At 66.8% G+C, this 18,881-nt stretch carries 21 protein-coding genes; 12 read left to right on the top strand and 9 right to left on the bottom strand.

The window, feature by feature from the left end:
* Positions 1-41: 41 nt before the first annotated feature.
* Both recX and recA read right to left on the bottom strand, forming a co-directional pair.
* A complete protein-coding gene (gene recX / locus ACODS0_RS07950) occupies positions 42-521 on the bottom strand; it encodes a recombination regulator RecX (RefSeq protein ID WP_121508199.1) in 480 nt (159 codons plus the stop codon).
* 82 nt (positions 522-603) lie between these two features.
* The gene (gene recA / locus ACODS0_RS07945; RefSeq protein ID WP_121422935.1) at positions 604-1,680 is read right to left on the bottom strand and encodes a recombinase RecA; all 1,077 of its coding nucleotides are present in this window, start codon (positions 1,678-1,680) and stop codon (positions 604-606) included.
* 141 nt (positions 1,681-1,821) lie between these two features.
* On the opposite strand from recA, the gene ACODS0_RS07940 reads away from it, so the two are divergent.
* Positions 1,822-2,334 (top strand): MarR family winged helix-turn-helix transcriptional regulator, encoded by a 513-nt coding sequence (locus tag ACODS0_RS07940; RefSeq protein ID WP_488834098.1) that lies wholly within the window; start codon positions 1,822-1,824, stop codon positions 2,332-2,334.
* Between the two features lie 6 nt (positions 2,335-2,340).
* On the opposite strand, the gene ACODS0_RS07935 is transcribed toward ACODS0_RS07940, so the two are convergent.
* The 3 genes from ACODS0_RS07935 to ACODS0_RS07925 all read right to left on the bottom strand — a co-directional run bounded on the left by ACODS0_RS07935 (position 2,341) and on the right by ACODS0_RS07925 (position 4,162).
* Positions 2,341-2,868 (bottom strand): Clp protease N-terminal domain-containing protein, encoded by a 528-nt coding sequence (locus ACODS0_RS07935; RefSeq protein WP_488834097.1) that lies wholly within the window; start codon positions 2,866-2,868, stop codon positions 2,341-2,343.
* A gap of 15 nt (positions 2,869-2,883) precedes the next feature.
* A complete protein-coding gene (locus tag ACODS0_RS07930; RefSeq protein ID WP_121421570.1) occupies positions 2,884-3,114 on the bottom strand; it encodes a helix-turn-helix domain-containing protein in 231 nt (76 codons plus the stop codon).
* Between the two features lie 70 nt (positions 3,115-3,184).
* The gene (locus ACODS0_RS07925; RefSeq protein ID WP_488834095.1) at positions 3,185-4,162 is read right to left on the bottom strand and encodes a LysR substrate-binding domain-containing protein; all 978 of its coding nucleotides are present in this window, start codon (positions 4,160-4,162) and stop codon (positions 3,185-3,187) included.
* A 108-nt stretch (positions 4,163-4,270) separates the two neighbouring features.
* On the opposite strand from ACODS0_RS07925, the gene ACODS0_RS07920 reads away from it, so the two are divergent.
* The 5 genes from ACODS0_RS07920 to ACODS0_RS07900 all read left to right on the top strand — a co-directional run bounded on the left by ACODS0_RS07920 (position 4,271) and on the right by ACODS0_RS07900 (position 9,884).
* Positions 4,271-5,236 (top strand): Bug family tripartite tricarboxylate transporter substrate binding protein, encoded by a 966-nt coding sequence (locus ACODS0_RS07920; protein WP_228897203.1) that lies wholly within the window; start codon positions 4,271-4,273, stop codon positions 5,234-5,236.
* Between the two features lie 121 nt (positions 5,237-5,357).
* On the top strand, positions 5,358-6,287 hold the full coding sequence (locus ACODS0_RS07915; protein ID WP_488834092.1) for an N-formylglutamate amidohydrolase: 930 nt from the start codon (positions 5,358-5,360) through the stop codon (positions 6,285-6,287).
* A gap of 139 nt (positions 6,288-6,426) precedes the next feature.
* Complete coding sequence (locus ACODS0_RS07910; RefSeq protein ID WP_055394601.1) at positions 6,427-7,101, top strand: response regulator; 675 nt, start codon at positions 6,427-6,429, stop codon at positions 7,099-7,101.
* Positions 7,102-7,324: 223 nt separating this feature from the next.
* Complete coding sequence (locus ACODS0_RS07905) at positions 7,325-8,776, top strand: sensor histidine kinase (protein ID WP_488834090.1); 1,452 nt, start codon at positions 7,325-7,327, stop codon at positions 8,774-8,776.
* 106 nt (positions 8,777-8,882) lie between these two features.
* Positions 8,883-9,884: an MBL fold metallo-hydrolase gene (locus tag ACODS0_RS07900; protein WP_488834088.1), complete on the top strand. Its 1,002-nt coding sequence runs from the start codon at positions 8,883-8,885 to the stop codon at positions 9,882-9,884.
* Positions 9,885-9,929: 45 nt separating this feature from the next.
* Here ACODS0_RS07900 and ACODS0_RS07895 read toward each other — a convergent pair whose 3' ends face one another.
* Genes ACODS0_RS07895 through ACODS0_RS07885 form a run of 3 tightly spaced genes read right to left on the bottom strand, consistent with a single transcriptional unit; the run spans position 9,930 to position 12,260 of the window.
* Positions 9,930-10,667 carry an SPOR domain-containing protein gene (locus ACODS0_RS07895; RefSeq protein WP_431151192.1) on the bottom strand — a complete coding sequence of 246 codons (738 nt, stop codon included), beginning with the start codon at positions 10,665-10,667 and terminating at the stop codon, positions 9,930-9,932.
* 46 nt (positions 10,668-10,713) lie between these two features.
* Complete coding sequence (locus tag ACODS0_RS07890) at positions 10,714-11,661, bottom strand: biotin--[acetyl-CoA-carboxylase] ligase (protein ID WP_176887494.1); 948 nt, start codon at positions 11,659-11,661, stop codon at positions 10,714-10,716.
* Complete coding sequence (locus ACODS0_RS07885; protein ID WP_488834085.1) at positions 11,658-12,260, bottom strand: SET domain-containing protein; 603 nt, start codon at positions 12,258-12,260, stop codon at positions 11,658-11,660. The genes ACODS0_RS07890 and ACODS0_RS07885 overlap by 4 nt, the downstream gene beginning before the upstream one ends.
* Before the next feature lie 131 nt (positions 12,261-12,391).
* Here ACODS0_RS07885 and ACODS0_RS07880 point away from each other — a divergent pair, with 131 nt between their 5' ends.
* The 6 genes from ACODS0_RS07880 (at position 12,392) to ACODS0_RS07855 (ending at position 18,046) form a co-directional block, all read left to right on the top strand.
* Positions 12,392-15,316, top strand: a complete 2,925-nt coding sequence (locus ACODS0_RS07880) for a DNA topoisomerase III (protein WP_488834083.1) — start codon at positions 12,392-12,394, stop codon at positions 15,314-15,316.
* Positions 15,316-15,546 carry a hypothetical protein gene (locus ACODS0_RS07875; protein ID WP_055401716.1) on the top strand — a complete coding sequence of 77 codons (231 nt, stop codon included), beginning with the start codon at positions 15,316-15,318 and terminating at the stop codon, positions 15,544-15,546. The genes ACODS0_RS07880 and ACODS0_RS07875 overlap by 1 nt, the downstream gene beginning before the upstream one ends.
* 89 nt (positions 15,547-15,635) lie before the next feature.
* Positions 15,636-16,412 (top strand): helix-turn-helix transcriptional regulator, encoded by a 777-nt coding sequence (locus ACODS0_RS07870; RefSeq protein WP_488834081.1) that lies wholly within the window; start codon positions 15,636-15,638, stop codon positions 16,410-16,412.
* Between the two features lie 115 nt (positions 16,413-16,527).
* Positions 16,528-17,136 (top strand): YbhB/YbcL family Raf kinase inhibitor-like protein, encoded by a 609-nt coding sequence (locus ACODS0_RS07865; RefSeq protein WP_488834078.1) that lies wholly within the window; start codon positions 16,528-16,530, stop codon positions 17,134-17,136.
* Positions 17,137-17,207: 71 nt separating this feature from the next.
* Positions 17,208-17,558, top strand: a complete 351-nt coding sequence (locus ACODS0_RS07860) for a DUF4124 domain-containing protein (RefSeq protein ID WP_055401712.1) — start codon at positions 17,208-17,210, stop codon at positions 17,556-17,558.
* Between the two features lie 149 nt (positions 17,559-17,707).
* Positions 17,708-18,046: a DUF2834 domain-containing protein gene (locus ACODS0_RS07855; protein WP_488834075.1), complete on the top strand. Its 339-nt coding sequence runs from the start codon at positions 17,708-17,710 to the stop codon at positions 18,044-18,046.
* On the opposite strand, the gene ACODS0_RS07850 is transcribed toward ACODS0_RS07855, so the two are convergent.
* The gene (locus ACODS0_RS07850; RefSeq protein ID WP_488834073.1) at positions 18,007-18,852 is read right to left on the bottom strand and encodes a helix-turn-helix domain-containing protein; all 846 of its coding nucleotides are present in this window, start codon (positions 18,850-18,852) and stop codon (positions 18,007-18,009) included. The genes ACODS0_RS07855 and ACODS0_RS07850 overlap by 40 nt on opposite strands.
* Between the last annotated feature and the right edge of the window lie 29 nt (positions 18,853-18,881).

The following is an 18,881-nucleotide window of genomic DNA, read 5'->3' as shown; positions in this document are numbered from 1 at the left end:
GGGCCTGGCCTGGCCTAGCTTGCGGACGCTGCCAGGTTGGGTCAGGTGGCGCAAGGGTTCTCGTCATTCGTGTCGCCGTCCGTATCGCCACCAATGGCTTTCTGGATGGCATGCATCGTGAAGCCGCGTGCCATCAGGAAGCGGACCTGGCGCGAGCGTTCTTTCATGTCCAGCGGCACCTGGCCAAACTTGCGCTGCCATACCTCCCGGGCACGCTGCACCTCGGTGGTCAGCAGCGGGGCCGTGGCCTCGCGCACCAGCTCATCGGCCACTCCCCGGTTGCGCAGTTCCCGAACGAGGCGGGCTGCACCCAGGCGGGGGCCACGGCGGTGCACCAGGGATTGGGCCGCTCGCTGGTCGCTCAGCCAGTCCTGCTCCACCAGCAGGTCCAGCAGGGCGGCCAGCTCCTCGGGGCTCTCTGCATGGGGCGCCAGCTTGGCGGCCAGCTCGCTGCGGGAATGCTCCCGCTGGCTTAGCAGGCGCAGGGCCCGGCCCTTGAGCGAGAGCGTGGTGAACCCCATGAATCTATTTGCTTCAAATTTGATAGCTGTTAGCGCTTGCCAATCAAGCGCTAGCAGCCAATTTTGCTTGAAACTTCGGAGTTCACTCGTCCGCAGTGGCGGCAGGGGCCTGCAGTGCGCCAGGCAGCAGCGCAATGCCCAGGCCTTCGCGCACCTTGTTCTCGATCTCGCGGGCGAGGTCGGGGTTCTCGCGCAGGAACTCACGCGCGTTGTCGCGGCCCTGGCCGATTTTTTCGCCGTTGTAGGCGTACCAGGCACCGCTCTTTTCCACGATCTTGGCGGTCACGCCCATGTCGATGATTTCGCCCTCGCGGCTGATGCCTTCGCCGAACAGGATGTCGAACTCTGCTGTCTTGAAGGGTGGGCTCACCTTGTTCTTGACCACCTTGACCTTGGTTTCGTTGCCGATGGCTTCGTCGCCCTTCTTGATGGTGCCGGTGCGGCGGATATCCAGGCGCACGGAGGCATAGAACTTGAGCGCGTTACCGCCGGTGGTGGTTTCGGGCGAGCCGAACATCACGCCGATCTTCATGCGGATCTGGTTGATGAAGATGACCATGCAATTGGTCTTCTTGATCGTGGCGGTCAGCTTGCGCAGCGCCTGGCTCATCAGGCGGGCCTGCAGGCCGGGCAGCGCGTCGCCCATCTCGCCTTCGATTTCGGCCTTGGGCGTGAGCGCGGCGACCGAGTCCACCACGATCAGGTCCACGGCGCCGGAGCGCACCAGGCTGTCCACAATTTCCAGCGCCTGCTCGCCGGTGTCGGGCTGGCTGATCAGCAAGTCGGACAGTTGCACCCCCAGTTTCTGGGCGTACTGCACATCCAGCGCGTGTTCGGCATCCACAAACGCGCAGGTACCGCCCAGCTTCTGCATCTCGGCAATAACCTGCAGCGTGAGCGTGGTCTTGCCCGACGATTCCGGGCCATAGATCTCGACCACACGGCCACGGGGCAGGCCGCCCACGCCCAGCGCGATATCGAGGCCCAGCGAGCCGGTGGAGACAACCTGGATGTCCTCGATCACCTCACCTTCACCCAGGCGCATGATCGTGCCCTTGCCAAACTGCTTCTCGATCTGGGCGAGCGCAGCGGCCAGGGCCTTGGCCTTTTCGGTGTTCACGGGCAATGCGGGGTTGGTGCCTTTGACTGCGACGTCCATGAGAAACTCCTTGAAAAACAACAGGTTGGATGCTTGCATCGCTCTGCGGTTAATCACAGGCTGGATGCTTGAACAGTAGTTTATGCGAGCTGTTGCAAGGTCTTCAAGGATAATTTAGTCAGTTTGCCTGACAATTCGGTGATGCCTGATTTGCTCCTTCCATCCCCTGCCGAAGACGGCTGGCGCCAGACCCACCTGGGTCGCCTGTTCGGCCACGCCATGCGGCGTTTTGACGCGCGCGTGCTGCAGCTCATGGCGCACAACGTGGAGGTGCCGCTGGCGCTGTCCAACCTGGCGGCTCGCGACCAGGTGACGGCAGCACATGTGCACATCACCCGGCACCTGGCCTTGCAGGGCGACCGGTTGACCGACCTGGCCCAGCGCGCGGGCATGACCAAGCAGGCCATGGCCAACCTGGTGGACCAGTGCGAGGCCTGGGGCCTGGTCACGCGCGAGGCCGACCCGCTGGACGCGCGCGCCCGCCGCGTGTGTTTTACGTCCACGGGGCTGGCCTGGCTGCAGGCGTTTCGCGATGCTGTGGCGCAGGCGGAGGCCGAGTTCCGGGCCGAAGTGGGCCATGACGTGGCCACTGTGGTGGCGATTGGGCTGGAAGCCTATGCGGGCGGCGATGGGGCGGGTATGTTGATGCGCTGAACCCGGCTAGTCGGCTGTACCCGTTGCGGTTGTTGTTGCCGTTGACACCTGGGCCTGCGCCGCTGCCACCAGCTGGTCAGCGTCAATGCCCATGGCACGCAGCGTGCGTGCCGCCACGCCGTGCGGCATGGTGGCCACCGCTGCCACCACGTGGGCGCCCAGAAGGGGGCCGCCCTGGCTCTTGCGGGAGCGCGCCAGCGTCTGCATGACCTCCTGGCCCGATGGCTGTGCCCGGTAGAGGCCCGGGGCCGGTGGCGCGAGGGCTGGCGCCTGCGGCAGGGTTGCATCCAGCCCCACGCTGCGTAGCGCATCGCGGTACTGCTGCTCGATCGCATCCCGCACGGCGGCGGGTGCGACGCCCATGCTCTCCAGCGCACGCCGGGCCGACCCATCGGGAAGGTCGATGGCGGCCAGCAAAAAATGCTCTGTCCCCGGTGCGGCTTGGCCGCTTGCGCGGGCATGTGCCTCGGCGCCGGTGCACAGGCGGCTCAGGGTGCGCATGCTCTGGAAGCGGTGCTGCAATTGGCGAAACATGGTGATAACTCCTTCTCAAGAACGGGGGCGCTGTGGGGCCTGGGGCATGTGGGGTGACAGGCGCTTGTGCGCTGCCTGCTTGCTCACGCCCAGGGCCTGGGCAATCTGTGCCCACGACCACCCTTGCTCCAGCGCCGCAGCCACGGCGGCAGCTTCCAGCCGGTCGGCCATCAGCCGCAAGGCGACTACGGCAGCCAGCGCGGCCTCGGGGTTGTCGGGTGAGGGGAGTGCGGGTGGCGCTTGCATTCGTCAACTATAGTTGACGAATAGCTCTATCGTCAACCCATGTTGACGACGGCCTGTTCACAGCAAGGCGTCACCGCGGAACGAGCGCGATCGGCCCTGCACCCGGTGTGGGTGGCGAAAGCACTGTCTCACCCCCGGGCGATTCACACGCCAGCAACCACTGTCGAAAGCACTGCAGCGCCTGCAGCTGCGTGCGGCCCTCGGGGTAACAAAACCAGTAGCCCATGTCGCTGCGGAAGCCGCCGCGCAGCGGATGGTCGGCAAGGGGCTCGCGCACCAGGCCCGCCGTGATTTCATCCTGCACCAGGCAGCGCGGCACCAGCGCCAGGCCCATGCCGGCCATCACCGCGCGGATCATGGTCTGGAACTGGTCGAACTGCGGCCCGGCCAGCGGGTCGATGAGGGACTCCACCCCGTGTGTCTCGCTCCAGCGCAGCCAGGCCTCGGGCACCGTCACGTGGCGCATCAATGTGTGGTGGGCCACATCGCCTGGCGTGTCGATGGTCCAGTCGGCCACGCGGGTGCGCGGGGCGATCAAGGCCACCTCGTTGCCCGTGATGTAGTGCGCGTGTGCGCCGGGCCAGTGGCCTTCACCGAACAGAATGGAGCAGTCCAGCTCGGGCCGCTCGAAGTCGTAGCTGTGCACGTAGGGCACGAAGTGCAGAGTGACCTGCGGGTGCAGCTGCTGGAACTGCGGCAGGCGCGGGATGAGCCACTTGGCCGCAAACGTGGGCAGGCTGGACAGGTGCAGCGCCCCGCCACCATCGTCGCTGGTGATCAGCTCCAGGGTGGCGGCCTCCAGCTGCGCCAGCACCGCGCGCACGGCTTTCTCGTAGCGTTCGCCCGCGGGCGTCAGCGCCAAGCGCTTGCGGCTGCGCTCAAACAATGCCACGCCCACCCAGCCCTCCAGCTCCTTGACCTGCTTGCTGACCGCGCTTTGCGTGAGGTGCAAGGCCTCGGCAGCGCGCGAGACGCTGCCAAACCGCGTGACCATGGAAAACGCGCGCAACAGGTGCAAAGGGGGCGACAGCCGACGAAGAGAGGACATGGTTGCTGGATTTAATCATTCCACAATGGAATGTTATCAGGCGTATCCATTGCTTGGCGGTTGTGTATGCCTCACTTAACCTTGTGGCTCCTTATAGGAGAAGAACCCATGCAACGCCGTCACATGCTCTCAGCGCTGGCCGCTGTATCTTTCGTTCCTGGAATGTCCTTGGCGCAAGAGGCCAGGCCTCTGCGTATCATCGTGCCCTTTCCCCCCGGCGGGGCTACCGACATCACCGCCCGCAGCTTGCAGGAGTCACTGGCCCGCATCCTCAAGCAGCCCGTGGTGCTGGAAAACCGGGGCGGCGCAGGCGGCTCCATCGGCATGGCTGAAGTGGCGCGGGCCTCTGCGGACGGTTTGACCCTGGGCGTGGCCACGCTGTCCACCCACGGCGTGAACCCCGCCGTGTACAGCAAGCTGCCTTACGATCCGATCAAGGACTTTGTGGGCGTGACCGAGATCGTGAAAGCGCCCGGCGTGGTGGTGGTCAACCCCGCCGTCCTGCCCGTCAAAGACCTCGCCGAGCTGGTGAGCTATCTCAAGGCCAACCCCGGCAAAGTGGCTTATGCCACTCCGGGCAACGGCACCATCGGACACATGTGGGGCGAGCTGTTTAAGCGCAGCGCAGGTGTCTCCATGGTTCACATCCCTTACCGCGGTGCGGGTCCGGCCATCAACGACGTGCTGGCTGGCCAGGTCGGGGTGTACTTTGACCAGGTGGCTTCCTCGCTGCCCCACATCAAGGCTGGAAAGCTCAGGGCGCTGGCCGTGTCGTGGCCAGTGCGGCTGGAAGTCCTGCCCGATGTCCCCACCTATGCGGCGGTGGGCTACAAACAGGCCAACGAGCCCTCCTGGTTTGGCATGGTGGCCCCGGCGGGGACGCCCGCCGCGGCCATAGACCGCATCCAGCAGGCCGTGGCCCAGGCCCTCAAGGAACCCGCCGTGCGCGAGCGCCTGGCGGGTCAGGGCCTGTACCCCTCCGGTACAACCTCCAAGGAATTCACCGCACAGATCGCCCGTGAGATCGAGAAAATGAAGGGTGTTGCCGCCTACGCCAAGGTGGTGCTTGATTGAACCCACACCGGGCCCGCGGGCCCGGCGGCCATAGCCGGGGAAGACCATCACAGGGATAACCATGGTCTTCGCCCGGTCTGGACGGCTAGGCCAGCCGCCCCATTTTGCGCACACTCTGCCTATGCATTCAGCCTTGAAACTGATCCACCACCGCTTTCAGCACGCCCAACCGGGAGCCACCGGTTCACCCGGGCAGGCCACGCAACCATCTGCCACCGTCACTGCGGTGTCCGGCAGCACACCGCTGGTGCTTGACTCTCCCCACAGCGGCACTCAGTACCCCGCCGACTTTGGCTCCGCCCTCGCCTTGGCCACCCTGCGCCGTGCGGAAGACACCCATGTCGAAAAAATCTACGCCTTTGCCCCTGCGCTGGGCGTGGCCTGGGTCGAGGCCCACTTCCCCCGCATCTACCTGGATGCCAACCGCGACACCACCGAGCTGGATACCAGCCTGATCGACGGCGAATGGACCGACCCCATCTCCACCGACCCCAAGGTGCTCAGCAAGGTGCGCCTGGGCAAGGGCCTGATCTGGAAGTTCACCGACGAGGGTGAGCCCATCTACCACCGCCAGCTCACCGTGGCCGAAGTGCGTGCGCGCATCGACCAATGCTGGCGCCCCTACCACGCGGCAGTGGCCCAGGCCATCGATGCCGCCCATGCGCGCCACGGCTACAGCATCCACCTTAACTGCCACTCCATGCCCGCCGTGGCCGGGCGCTTTGCCACCGAGTTTCCGGGCCTCGAACACGCCGACTTCGTGGTGGGCGACCGCGACGGCACCACGGCCAGCCCCGCGCTGTCCGCACTGATCTGCGATCACCTGCGCGCGTGTGGCTACAGCGTGGAATACAACCACCCCTACAAAGGCGTGGAGCTGGTGCGCCGCTACGGCAACCCAGCGCAGCACCGCCACAGCATCCAGGTCGAGATCAACCGCAAGCTCTACATGGACGAGCGCACGCTGGCGCAGGTGCCCGAGGGCATGGCGCGGCTGCAGGCCGACCTGAAAGCCCTGGTCAGCAAGCTGCTGGCGCACGACCCGCGCTAACCTTGCGCTCACGGGCAAGGCCGCCGGGGAACACGCGCGCCACAGGCGCCGTGTTCTCGGCGCAGCGGGGCACTGCGGCGCCTAAAATCGTGGCACAGGCGCGGCACCAGACCGCCGCCACCTCACCAGGAGACAACGCATGCGCATTCTCATTGCCGAAGACGACCAGGTGCTGGCCGATGGCCTGCTGCGCACCCTGCGCGCCTCGGGAGCCGTGGTGGACCACGTGGCCAGCGGCACCGAGGCCGATGCAGCGCTCCTGACCAACAACGAATTCGACCTGCTCATCCTGGACCTGGGCCTGCCCAAGATGCACGGGCTGGAGGTGCTCAAAAAGCTGCGCGGCCGAGGCTCCGCCTTGCCCGTGCTCATCCTCACCGCCGCTGACAGCGTGGAAGAGCGTGTGAAGGGCCTGGACTTTGGCGCCGACGACTACATGGCCAAGCCCTTCAGCCTGCAGGAGCTCGAAGCCCGCGTGCGCGCCCTCACGCGGCGGGGAATGGGCGGCACCAGCAGCGCCATCAAACACGGCCCGCTGGTGTACGACCAGGCCGGCCGCGTGGCCACCATCGACGGCAAGATGATCGAGCTGTCGGCGCGCGAGCTGGGCCTTTTGGAGGTGCTGCTGCAGCGCGCGGGCCGCCTGGTGAGCAAGGAACAACTGGTGGAGCGCCTGTGCGAGTGGGGCGAAGAAGTCAGCAACAACGCCATCGAGGTCTACATCCACCGGCTGCGCAAGAAGATCGAAGGCGGGCCCATCCGCATTGCTACCGTGCGCGGCCTCGGCTACTGCCTTGAGAAGATTCCAGGATGAAGATGCACCCCCTGAGTCGCCTTCGGCGCCTTCCCCTTGAAGGGGGACGCACCCGGTGGCCTGGCGAAGCCAGTTCCACGGGTGCACTGGCTTGGGCTGCGCCAGTTTCGCAGGCTGTGAGCTGCGATTGCGTGCTGATGAATGCTCATAAAAATATAGCTACTGGCGCTTTATGGATAAGCGCTAGAGGCCAATATCATTCAAAAACGCCACGGCGAACGCCTTGAAAATATTCCAGCGAGAGCAGCGATCCCTGTTCGGCGAAATCCTCGACTGGATGCTCACGCCGCTGCTGCTGCTGTGGCCCGTCAGCCTGGCGCTGACCTGGCTGGTGGCGCAGGGCCTGGCCAACAAGCCGTTTGACCGGGCGCTCGAATACAACGCCCACGCCCTCGCCCAGCTGGTGGGCGTGGCGGGCAACAAGGTGCAGTTCAACCTGCCCCAGCCTGCCAGCGAGATCCTGCGAGCCGATGAGTCCGACATCGTCTACTACCAGGTGCTGGGCCCCGGCGGGGAGTTCCTTTCCGGCGAGCGCGAGCTGCCCGAGCCGCCCGCCGACGAGGTGCCCATGTCCGGCGAGGTGCGCCTGCGCGACGGCGAAATGCGCGGCATTGAGATCCGCGTCGCCTACATCTGGGTGCGCCTGCCCTTGCCAGACACCCCCGTGGCGCTGGTGCAGGTGGCCGAAACGCGCGAAAAGCGCAGCGTGCTGGCCACCGAAATCATCAAGGGCGTGATGCTGCCGCAGTTCGTGATCCTGCCGCTGGCCGTGTTGCTGGTGTGGCTGGCGCTGGCGCGGGGCATCCAGCCGCTCAACCAGCTGGAGCAGCGCATCCGCGCGCGCAACCCCGACGACCTCTCCCCGCTGGACGACCGCACGGTGCCGCTCGAAGTGGCGCCCCTCGTTGCCTCGGTGAACGACCTGCTGCAGCGCCTGAACGACTCGCTGGCCACGCAAAAGCGCTTTCTGGCCGACGCGGCGCACCAGCTCAAGACGCCCCTGGCAGGCCTGCGCATGCAAGCCGACCTGGCCCAGCGCGAGGGCACCAGCACCGAGGAACTCAAGCGCTCGCTGCAGCAGATTGGCCGCTCCAGCATCCGCGCCACACACACCGTCAACCAGCTGCTGGCGCTGGCGCGCGCCGAGGGCAGCGGCGTGGGTTTTGCGCGCCAGCCCTGCGACCTGGCCCGGCTCACCATCGAGGTGGTGCGCGACTCGGTGCCCCGCGCCCTGGAAAGGCACATCGACCTGGGCTACGACGGTTCAGAGCCGGGCTCGTCCGGCGTGATGCTCGACGGCAACCCTACGCTGCTCAAGGAACTGGTGCGCAACCTGGTGGACAACGCCCTCAACTACACCCCTTCCACGCCCGACAAGCCGGGCGTGGTCACGGCCCGCGTGCTGGCCGATACGTTTGGCCATGTGCTGCTGCTGCAGGTCGAAGACTCAGGCCCCGGCGTGCCCGAGGCCGAGCGCGAGCTGGTGTTCCAGCCGTTCTACCGTGCGTTGGGCAGCGAGGCCGACGGCTCCGGTCTGGGCCTGCCGATCGTGCTGGAGATTGCGCGCAAGCACGATGCCGAGGTCACCCTGGAAGACGCACGCCCGGGCCAGCAGCCGCCGGGCGCGCGCTTCAGCGTGCGTTTTGCCGCGCGCGATGAGGTGGCGGGCGGCTGAACAGCACCGCCCGAATACGGGCACGCCGCAGGGGCGATGCACTACACCCCGCCGCCCCGCGCTGGGCTGCGGCATCATGCGACCTCTTTGACCCCAAGCTGCCACCATGCCTCCATCACCCCGCCGTTTTGTCAACACCCACCCCGGCGTCGTCATTGGCAATTTCCCCTGGTACGAGATGGTGTGGCGCTCGCTGCGCGGCGATTTCAAACCCCGCTCGGACCCCGCCGGGGGCTATGAAGCCTTTGCCCGGCAGTGGAGCGCGCCCGTGGACCACGCGCGTCTGGCGCAGCGCCCGCAGGCACCGGTCGTCACCTGGCTGGGCCATGTGTCCATCCTGCTGCAGGTGGCGGGTCTGAACGTGCTGATGGACCCGACGCTGTGCGGCTTTGCCGGGCCACTCGGCCGCTTTGGCGCACCACGCCGCGTACCGGCACCGCTGACCCCCGAGCAGTTGCCGTCCATCGACGTGGTGCTGATCTCGCACAACCACTACGACCATCTGTGCTACGGCACCTTGCGCCGCCTGCGCGACGCGGGCCAGTCGCCGCGTTTTGTGGTGCCCCTGGGCCTGGGAGGTTGGTTCACCCAGCGCGGCATGGGCCCCGTGACCGAGCTGAACTGGTGGGAACACACCGACATCGCCCCGGGTGTGCGGGTGCACTTCACGCCCGCCCAGCACTGGAGCCGCCGCACCCCGTGGGATACCAACGCCTCGCTGTGGGGCGGCTATGCGCTGGAATGGGCGCGCCCGAACGCTGGGGACCCCTGGCGTTTTCTGTTTCCGGGCGATACGGGCTACAGCGACGACTTCAAGGCCATCCGCCAGCGCCTGGGGGCCGTGGATTTCCTGGCCCTGCCCATCGGCGCCTACCTGCCGCGCGATTTCATGAAGCCCATGCACGTGAACCCCGAGGACGCCGTGCAGCTGATGCTGGATGTGGACGCCAAGCAGGCCATGGGCGTGCACTGGGGCACGTTCATGCTGACGCAGGAGGCGTTTGACCACCCTCCGCGCGACGTGGCCGCTGCACTGGCGCAGCGCGGCCTGCCGCAGGACCGGGTCTGGCTCATGCGCCACGGCGAGACGCGCGCCGTCCCGATGTGACAACCGGCGGCGCAAGCGATGGCCCTGCCATCGCAGCTGCTGCGGTTACGCGCAGTTGCGCAGCGTCTTGCCCGCCATGGCGCTGCGTAGCGCATCAAACTGCGGGCGCAGTGCGTCGGTCACGGCGGGCAGGCGCAGCGTGAAGCCGGGGGACTCGGGCCGCTCCTGGATCACGCGGGCCGTGCGCACGCCCTTGTTGCCCAGGTTGGCCAGTTCGCGCTCTGCGGCCTCTTTGGACGAAAAACGGCCGAGCGAGAGGCCGTATTCCAGTGTGCCGCCTGCCCGGTCGTGGTCTACCTTGCGGGCTCGCAGTTCGGCGCGTTTGCGGTCCAGCGTTTCCAGGTCTTCAAAGCGGCCCATGTAGACCATCCAGCGGCCCGGGATGGGCGTGGGCTCCAGCAGCCAGCTGCCCGGCGGCAGGTTGGCGGCGGCGGTACGCAGGGCGTCGGCCTGGCGCTCGTCAAATACACCGGCCTGCAGGCATTCGGCGGTATCGGCAGGGGGTGGGGAGGAGGCGGCGGAAGACGCCACGTCGGCCGATGCGGTGGCCGTGCCGGGGGTGGAGGGAGAGGGCGGGGGGGAGGACGAAGAAGAGGAGGAGGAAGAGGTTTTGCTGGGGTTCACACGCAGGATCTGCAGCGTCTCGGGTCGGATCTGCTGGTTCATGCGCTGCGGCTCGGCCTGTACCTCGGGGGCAAAGCCCCAGTCCTTGAGCAGCCCTTGCGACCACGCGTAGTAGCCCGCGTTGGCCAGCAGCAGTGCGATCACGGCAAGACGGAGCATGGAGCGCGGCCTTTCAGGAACATCGAGATCAACAAAGGGAGCTTTTTCACACCGGAGGCACCGCAGTGGGCCGCACGCTGATTTCGGAACTCGTGATGGCTTGCATGCCGCCCGCAGTGTGCACCAGCAGCGCACCATCGTCCCCCACGCCGTGCGCCGTGCCGGTGTGGCCGTCGCTCAGCGTCACGGCTCGGCCCTGCAGCACATCGCGGGCTGCAAAGCGGGGCTGCATGGGGCCAAAGCCGTAGCCCTCGAACGACTGCAGCATGGCCACCAGCGCGGGCACGATGCGCAGCAGGGCGGAGGGGGCGTCCAGGCCGGGCTCTACGTCCTGCAAGCTGCCGGGCGGCATGCTCATGCCCTCGGCGCTGCGCGGCAGCACGTTGATGCCGATGCCCACCACCACATACCGTGCGGTGCTGGCACTGGCTGTTGCAGCAGAGGCTGCCTGGGGCGCCACAAAACTCGCGGTCTCCACCAGGATGCCGCCCAGCTTGCGGTCACCCGCCGTGCCGCCCAGCCAGAGGTCGTTGGGCCACTTGAGCCCCACACGCGCGGGCTGGTCGGCGCCCAGAGCGGGCAGCACGGGCTGCAGGCTTTCAGCCACGCTCACCCCCACAGCGAGCGAGAGACCCGACCAATCCTGCGGCGCCAGCGGCAGCCCCAGCGACATCATGAGGGATGGTATGGCCCCCACGCTTGCCGCTTCGCGTGCGGCGCTGCCCCCCAAGGGGGCCTTCGCAGCTTGGGGCGGCCCGGCGCTGCTCACATCCACACCGCTTTGCCACACCCGTCCCAGCCGCCCGCGCCCGGCGGTCTGCTGCTCGGCCACCAGCAGCGTGGGCTCGCACTGGCCGTTGCGCGCGCGGCGCATCAGCTCGGTGTTGGTGGAGTCGATGGTGGGCAGCACCTCGACGGTAAAGCCCGGTAACAGCGGTGACACCGCTTCCCAGATGGCCTCGGCGGGCCAGCGGATGGGGGAGGCGGCGCTCACTGGCTTCGGCCCCGTGGCTTGGTGGTTGAAGGCGCGTTGGGGGCTTTGGCTTTTTTGGCGGAAGACTTGGTTGGAGAGGGTTTGGATGGTGGCAACGGCACCGGTGGTGCCCAGCCGCGCTTGGGCGCCAGCAGCGTGCCCCGGCAGTTCTTGCTGCCGCACCAGCAGGGGTATTCGGCCTTGAGCTTCTTGGTGTAGCGCTCTTCGATGATCAGGCCGTAGTCGTAGTTCAGCTCTTCGCCCGCCTTGATGTTGCGCAGCGCGGTGATGAAAATGCGGCCGTCCCGCTCATCGGCGTAGCAGTTGGGGTTGCAGCTGTGGTTGATCCAGCGCGACGAATTGCCGCCGAACTTTGCGTCGATCACGTGGTCTTCATCCACGTGAAAGTAAAACGTGTGGTTGGGTTGCAGGGGGTCGTGCGGGTGCCGGTCCTGCGCTTCCTGCCAGCCAATCACTTCGCCCGTGTACTCCACAAGGACTTCGCCTTCCGCAATATCCTGCACGGCAAACACGCCCTTGCCATGGACGCCAGAGCGCCGGGTCTGGATGCGGCGGCCCGGTGCAAGGGTGGGGGCGGCAGGCGATGCGGAGCGGGGCATGGCAAAAACTCTGTTAACTTGATAGTGCACACATGTGTGCGTGCGCGTGTATGCGTGTGCATGCGCGTGAGACCCGAATTGTAGAAGCGCCCGGAACCCGGGCAACCAGAATGACTGGCGAGAGCCCCAAAATGACCAAGACCCTGGTAATTGCAGAAAAACCCTCTGTCGCGCAAGACATCGTGCGCGCATTGACCCCCGTGGCCGGCAAGTTCGACAAACACGAAGACCACTTCGAGAACGACCGCTATGTAGTCACCAGCGCCGTGGGCCACCTGGTAGAGATCCAGGCGCCCGAAGAGTTTGACGTGAAGCGTGGCAAGTGGAGCTTTGCGCACCTGCCCGTGATCCCACCGTACTTCGACCTGAAGCCCGTGGACAAGACCAAGACGCGCCTGAACGCCGTGGTCAAGCAAGCCAAGCGCAAGGACGTGACGCAACTCATCAACGCCTGTGACGCGGGCCGCGAGGGTGAGCTGATCTTCCGCCTGATCGAGCAATACGCCGGGGGCGCCAAGCCCCTGGGCAAGCCGGTCAAGCGCCTGTGGCTGCAATCCATGACGCCCCAGGCCATCCGGGACGGCTTTGACGCCCTGCGCACCGAGCAGCAGATGGCGGGCCTGGCCAGTGCTGCCCGCAGCCGGTCTGAGGCCGACTGGCTGGTGGGCATCAACGGCACGCGCGCCATGACGGCGTTCAACTCGCGCGACGGCGGGTTCTTCCTGACCACCGTGGGCCGGGTGCAGACGCCCACCCTGTCGCTGGTGGTGGAGCGCGAAGAAAAGATCCGCAAGTTCATCAGCCGCGACTATTGGGAAATCCACGCCACCTTCGGTGCGCAGGCCGGTGAATACCCCGCCAAGTGGTTCGACCCCAAGTGGAAGAAGGGCGAGGATGTGGAAGCCCGCGCCGACCGCGTGTGGTCTGCAGCCGAAGCCCAGGCGATTGCCAACGCCGTGCGCGGCAAGCAGGCCACGGTCACCGAAGAGAGCAAGCCCACCACGCAAGCCTCGCCCCTGCTGTTCGATTTGACCAGCCTGCAGCGCGAGGCCAATGGCAAGTTCGGCTTTTCTGCCAAGACCACGCTGGCCCTGGCGCAAAGCCTGTACGAGCGCCACAAGGCCCTGACCTACCCGCGTACCGACTCGCGCGCGCTGCCCGAAGACTATCTGCCCGTGGCCAAGCAGACCTTCGAGATGCTGGCCGACAGCGGCATGCGCCACCTGGCGCCGCACGCGCTCACCGTGCTGAACAACAACTACGTCCGCCCGTCCAAGCGCATCTTCGACAACAGCAAGGTGAGTGATCACTTTGCGATCATCCCCACGCTGCAGGCACCCAGTGGTCTGTCTGAGGCCGAGCAAAAGCTGTACGACCTGGTCGTGCGCCGCTTCATGGCGGTGTTCTTCCCCAGCGCTGAATACACGGTGACCACGCGCATCAGCACCGTGGCGCCCCACAGCTTCAAGACCGAAGGCAAGGTGCTGGTCAAGCCGGGCTGGCTGGCCATCTACGGCAAGGAAGCGGCCGACGAGGTCGAAGGCGGCAGGGACGGCGACAAGGGCCAGAACCTGGTGCCCGTGAAGCCCGGTGAAATGGTCAACACCCTGCAGGTGGACCCCAAGGGCCTCAAGACCAAACCGCCCGCACGTTATTCCGAAGCCACGCTGCTCGGCGCCATGGAAAGCGCGGGCAAGCAGATCGACGACGACGAACTGCGCGAAGCCATGCAGGAAAAAGGCCTGGGCACACCAGCCACGCGCGCGGCCATCATTGAAGGCCTGCTGACTGAAAAGTACATGCTGCGCGAAGGCCGCGAGATCATCCCCACGGCCAAGGCGTTTCAACTGATGACGCTGCTGCGCGGGCTGGAGGTCGAAGAACTCTGCCGCGCCGACCTGACCGGCGAGTGGGAGTTCAAGCTCTCGCAAATGGAAAAGGGCCTGCTCAGCCGCGAATCCTTCATGGCCGAGATCGCCGCCATGACCGAGCGCATGGTCAAGAAGGCCAAGGAATACGACCGCGACACCATCCCCGGCGACTACGCCACGCTCGAATCGCCGTGCCCCAACTGCGGCGGCGTGGTCAAAGAGAACTACCGCCGCTTTGCCTGCGTGGGCAAACCCGGCTCGGAAGGCTGCGGCTTCAGCTTTGGCAAGTCGCCCGCAGGCCGCACGTTTGAAACCGCAGAGGCCAACGCCCTGCTGCGCGACAAGAAGATCGGCCCGCTGGAAGGCTTCCGCTCCAAGGCGGGCTGGCCGTTCACGTCCGAGATCGTCATCAAGTACGACGACGAGGCGCACAACTACAAGCTCGAATTCGACTTTGGCGATGACAAGAAAGGCGAAGAGTCCGGCGAGATCGTCGAGTTTGAAGACGCGTCGCTGGGTGCCTGCCCCATTTGCGGATCGGAAGTGCATGAGCACGGCAGCAACTACGTGTGCAGCAAGGCCGTGCCCACCGCTGCGCAGCCCACACCGAGTTGCACCTTCAAAAGCGGCAAGATCATCCTGCAACAGCCTGTGGAGCGCGAGCAGATGACCAAGCTGCTGGACACCGGCAAGACCGACCTGCTCGACAAGTTCGTGAGCATGCGCACGCGCCGCGCCTTCAAGGCCCACCTGGCGTGGGACAAGGAGGCGGGCAAAGTCAACTTTGAGTTTGCGCCCAGCAAGTTCCCGCCGCGCCCAGGCGCTGCTGCTAAAACGATAGCTGCCAAGGCAGGTAAGACAAGCGCTGCAGCCAAAAAATCCGCCAAACCTGCCGCAGCCAAGAAGGCCCCGGCCACCAAGACCGCTGCCACCAAGGCACCGCGCAAGGCCGCCGCTGGCAAGGCCCCCAGTGCCGCGCTGGCTGCCGTGATCGGCAACGAACCCGTGGCGCGCCCCGAGGCCGTGAAGAAGATGTGGGAATACATCAAGGCCCACAACCTGCAAGACCCCAAGGACAAGCGCACCATCGTCGCCGACGACAAGCTGCGCGCCGTGTTTGGCAAGGACAGCGCGGGCATGTTCGAGCTGGCGGGCATCCTGGGCAACCACCTGGGCGGCGAATGATGCAGCCGCTCCACACGGAACACGCCGCATCGCCCGCACGGTTCGCACAAGGCTTCTGGCGCACCACGCTGGCGGCTTTGGCGGTTGCCGGGGCGCTGGGTGGTTGCAGCAGTACCGCAGGCTCCGCGCGCTCCAGCGACCCGGCCAGCCAGCAGCAGCCTCAGGGTGCCAGCGGCGTTACCGTGTTTGGCGACATCGATGTGGGCGTGACGAAAGAGCGCACGCGCTGACGGTGCTTGTGCTGCCGTCTGCTGAAGCCTGCCATCATCCGGCACAGCGCCGCGCAGATGATGGCGCTTGAGCCCCAGGGGAAAGAACGATGGGCGAAACCGCACTGTCCTTGCAGATAGCCACCACGGTCCACCACCGCATCCACACCGTCACCGTACGCATGGATTCGGTGGGCTGGGTGGTCTCGGGCACCAAGCACCTGGTCACGCCCGGCGGCGGCCACCGCTACCCCCGCGGGCGGGTGTTTGTGCTGCCGCGTGGCGCGCAGTGGGAGGTGGTGAACGACCCGGCGCCCCAGGGCCGCTATGCGGCGCGGCTCCTGTGTTTTGCGCCCGAGCTGGTGGAGCAGTTCCACCGCCAGTTCGGCCAGTTTGCAGCCGTCCCGCCGGTGCAGGGCTGCGCAGGCCTGGCGGCCGACGCCACCTTTGAAGACAGTTTCACGCGCGCCGTGGCCGCGCTGGAGAGCGATGCCAGCTCGCAGGCACTGCGCGAACACCGCGCGCTCGAAGTGCTGCTGATGCTGGCCGAGGCGGGCATCGTGTTTGCGCCGCCCGGCGAGCTGGGCTGGGCTGAACGCGTGCGCCGCCTGGTCGGCCCCAGCCCGCAGGCCGACTGGACGGTGGAGCGCATCGCCGCCGCCTTTGCCACCAGCGCCAGCACCCTGCAGCGCCGCCTGGCGCAAGAGGGCGAAACCGTGAGCCAGTGCCTGCGCGATGTGCGGCTGGAGACGGCGCTGGTGCTGCTGCAGAGCACCACGCTGCAGGTGTCCGAGATTGCGGCCCGCTGCGGCTATGAATCGCACAGCCGCTTCAGCGCGGCCTTTCGCGAACGTTTCGGCTTTCCGCCTTCGCAGCTGCGGCCCTGATGGCTGCGGCTGACGCGCAGCGCACAGCCATTGATGCCGCCGGGCCAATGCGAAGGCGCGGCGTGCAGCACCATCAAGCCCTTGTTTCACACCGCTACTGCAAGGAGCTTTTCAGATGACCCACCCACTTTCACGCCCCCTTCGCGTTGGCGCCGCCATCGCAGCATTCGCCACCATCGGCTTGGCCCCTGCCGCCCACGCCCACGCCCAGGCCTTCGCGCTCACCAGCCCCGACTTTGCCGAAGGCAGCACACTGCCCCAGCGCTTCGAGTTCAAGGGCTTTGGCTGTGCGGGCGACAACCAATCACCCGCCCTGCGCTGGAGCGGTGCACCCGCAGCCACCAAAAGCTTCGCCGTCACCGCCTACGACCCCGATGCCCCCACCGGCTCGGGCTGGTGGCACTGGTCGGTGGTCAACATCCCCGCCAGCACCACCGAGCTGCGGCCCGACGCGGGTGCTGCCGGCGGCGCCAAGCTGCCCGCAGGCGCCAGCCATGTGCGCATTGACTACGGCGTGGCCGCCTGGGGCGGGGCCTGCCCGCCCGAAGGCGATGCGCCGCACCGCTACATCTTCACCGTGCACGCGCTCAAGGTGCCGCGCCTGGACCTGCCTGCCGACGCCACCGCCGCGCTGGCCGGCTACATGATCAACGCCAACAGCCTGGGCAAGGCCACGCTCACGGCGCGCTACGGGCGCCCTGCGGCCAAAGGCAAGCAGCCGTGATACCGCGTGGTCGGGTGGGCGTCGTGATGTTTTAAGCTTGGTGGTCACCCACCACACCACAGGCCCACCCCATGCGCAGCACCCGCGAACGCACCCTCTGGTCCATTCTGGCCGCACTGCTGCTGGCCGCCGCAGCCGCCGCATGGTGGACAGCCGACCAGTGGCTGCCCCACGCCGGGCCATGGACCGAGCAGGCCTGGAAGAAGATCACCCGCCCCGGCCCCGACACCTTGCCGCCCGGCAAGCAGCAGCCTGCCGCACAGGCCCGCTCTGCGAACAGTGGAGCGTCTGAGCCCGTGGCCCCGCAGCCGCGCAAGTGCGTGAAGGACGGCCGCACGACCTACACCGACCAGCCCTGCCCCAAGGGCACGCAGGAGCTGCCGGTGGATGGCGCTGTGACATCGCTGCCGCGCGCGCAGTAAGTTCATGAAGATGGCGTGCAGCGGCTCGTCCGCCGGTGCGAGGCATGTCGTTTTTTTCCTAGCCCGCCAGGGGGCTGCGCGGATTCAATCGGTGCATTGATTCACTACCCAAGGCCTCTCTCTTTCTCTTGAGAGTGCCGCATGCACCGATGCAAAACCACACCCGCCTGCGCGCATTTTTTCTTCTGCTGGCCCTTCTGGGCCTGGCCGTCCCTTGGTACTTCAACACCGTGTATTTTTTGGCGGGCGGCAGCGTGATGCCCGACGTTTTCTGGCGCGATGCCTTTGCCAATGCATTGACCACCGGCATCACCTGCGACGTGTACCTGGCTGCCGCGGCGTTCTCCGCCTGGGTGGCGGCAGACCGCAGCCTGGGCGCGTGGCGCTGGGCTTACATCGCCGCCTGCTTTGGCATTGGCCTCGCGTTTGTGATGCCGCTGTACCTGGCTCAGCGCTTGCGCGTGGGCTCCACGGGTGGGGCAGGTTGATTCGGCAGCAGGGTCTGTGCCCCAATCTGCAAGGGCCAGTGTGCGGTCAGCGGGCTGCGCGTGCCCTGCACCAGGGCCTGCAGCGGGTGGCCCGCCAGCCTGCGCACATCACGCGCCATGTGCGACTGGTCGTAGTAGCCCTGGTCGGCCGCCAGGTCCACCACCGGGCCGCCGGGCGCGGCGAGGGCGTTGCCCAGCGTGCTGTTCAGCCGCGCAATCACCTGAAACTGCTTGGGCGCCATGCCCCAGTTCGCCACAAAGCGCCGTTCAAACTGCCGCTGGCTCAGGCCCATGCGCCGATCCGCGCCTGGGGCATCGTCGTGGGCCGCCTGCAAGAGGGCCAGGGCTTGCAGCCGCCGTGCTTCACACGGTGACGGCGGCGCGACCAGCTGCCGGACGAACTGGCACAGCACCGCGATCCGCGCGCCATCATCCTGCGCAGCATGCACGCCGTGCTCCACCTCGGTCCATCCAGGGCCCACCAGTTCTGCCAGCGGCCGCAGCGTGTTCACCAAACCGCGTGCGCTGGCAAACAGCGCCGCCGCGGCTTCAGGCTGCAGCACCAGCCCCACGGCCCGCACCGGCCCACCGTGTTCGTACACCGTGGCCGTGGTGCTGGCGCTGATCCAGGCCGCTGGCGGCACCAGCGCTCCTTGGCAACACACCTGCCCGGCCAGCCGCACCACCAGCATGCTCGACACCATCGCCGGAAAATGCGACTGCGCCAGCTCCGCCGGGGCGTCGACCACCACCCCCGCCATCAGCCAGGGCTGCAAATCAGAGGGCACGGGCACAAAACGCTGCATGCCCCGGATTCTGCACACGGTCGCGCCCC

This window comes from Acidovorax sp. FG60, from assembly GCF_057808995.1.
Note: the sequence above shows the minus strand (reverse complement) of the source record. Positions and strands in the feature narration are given on the sequence as shown.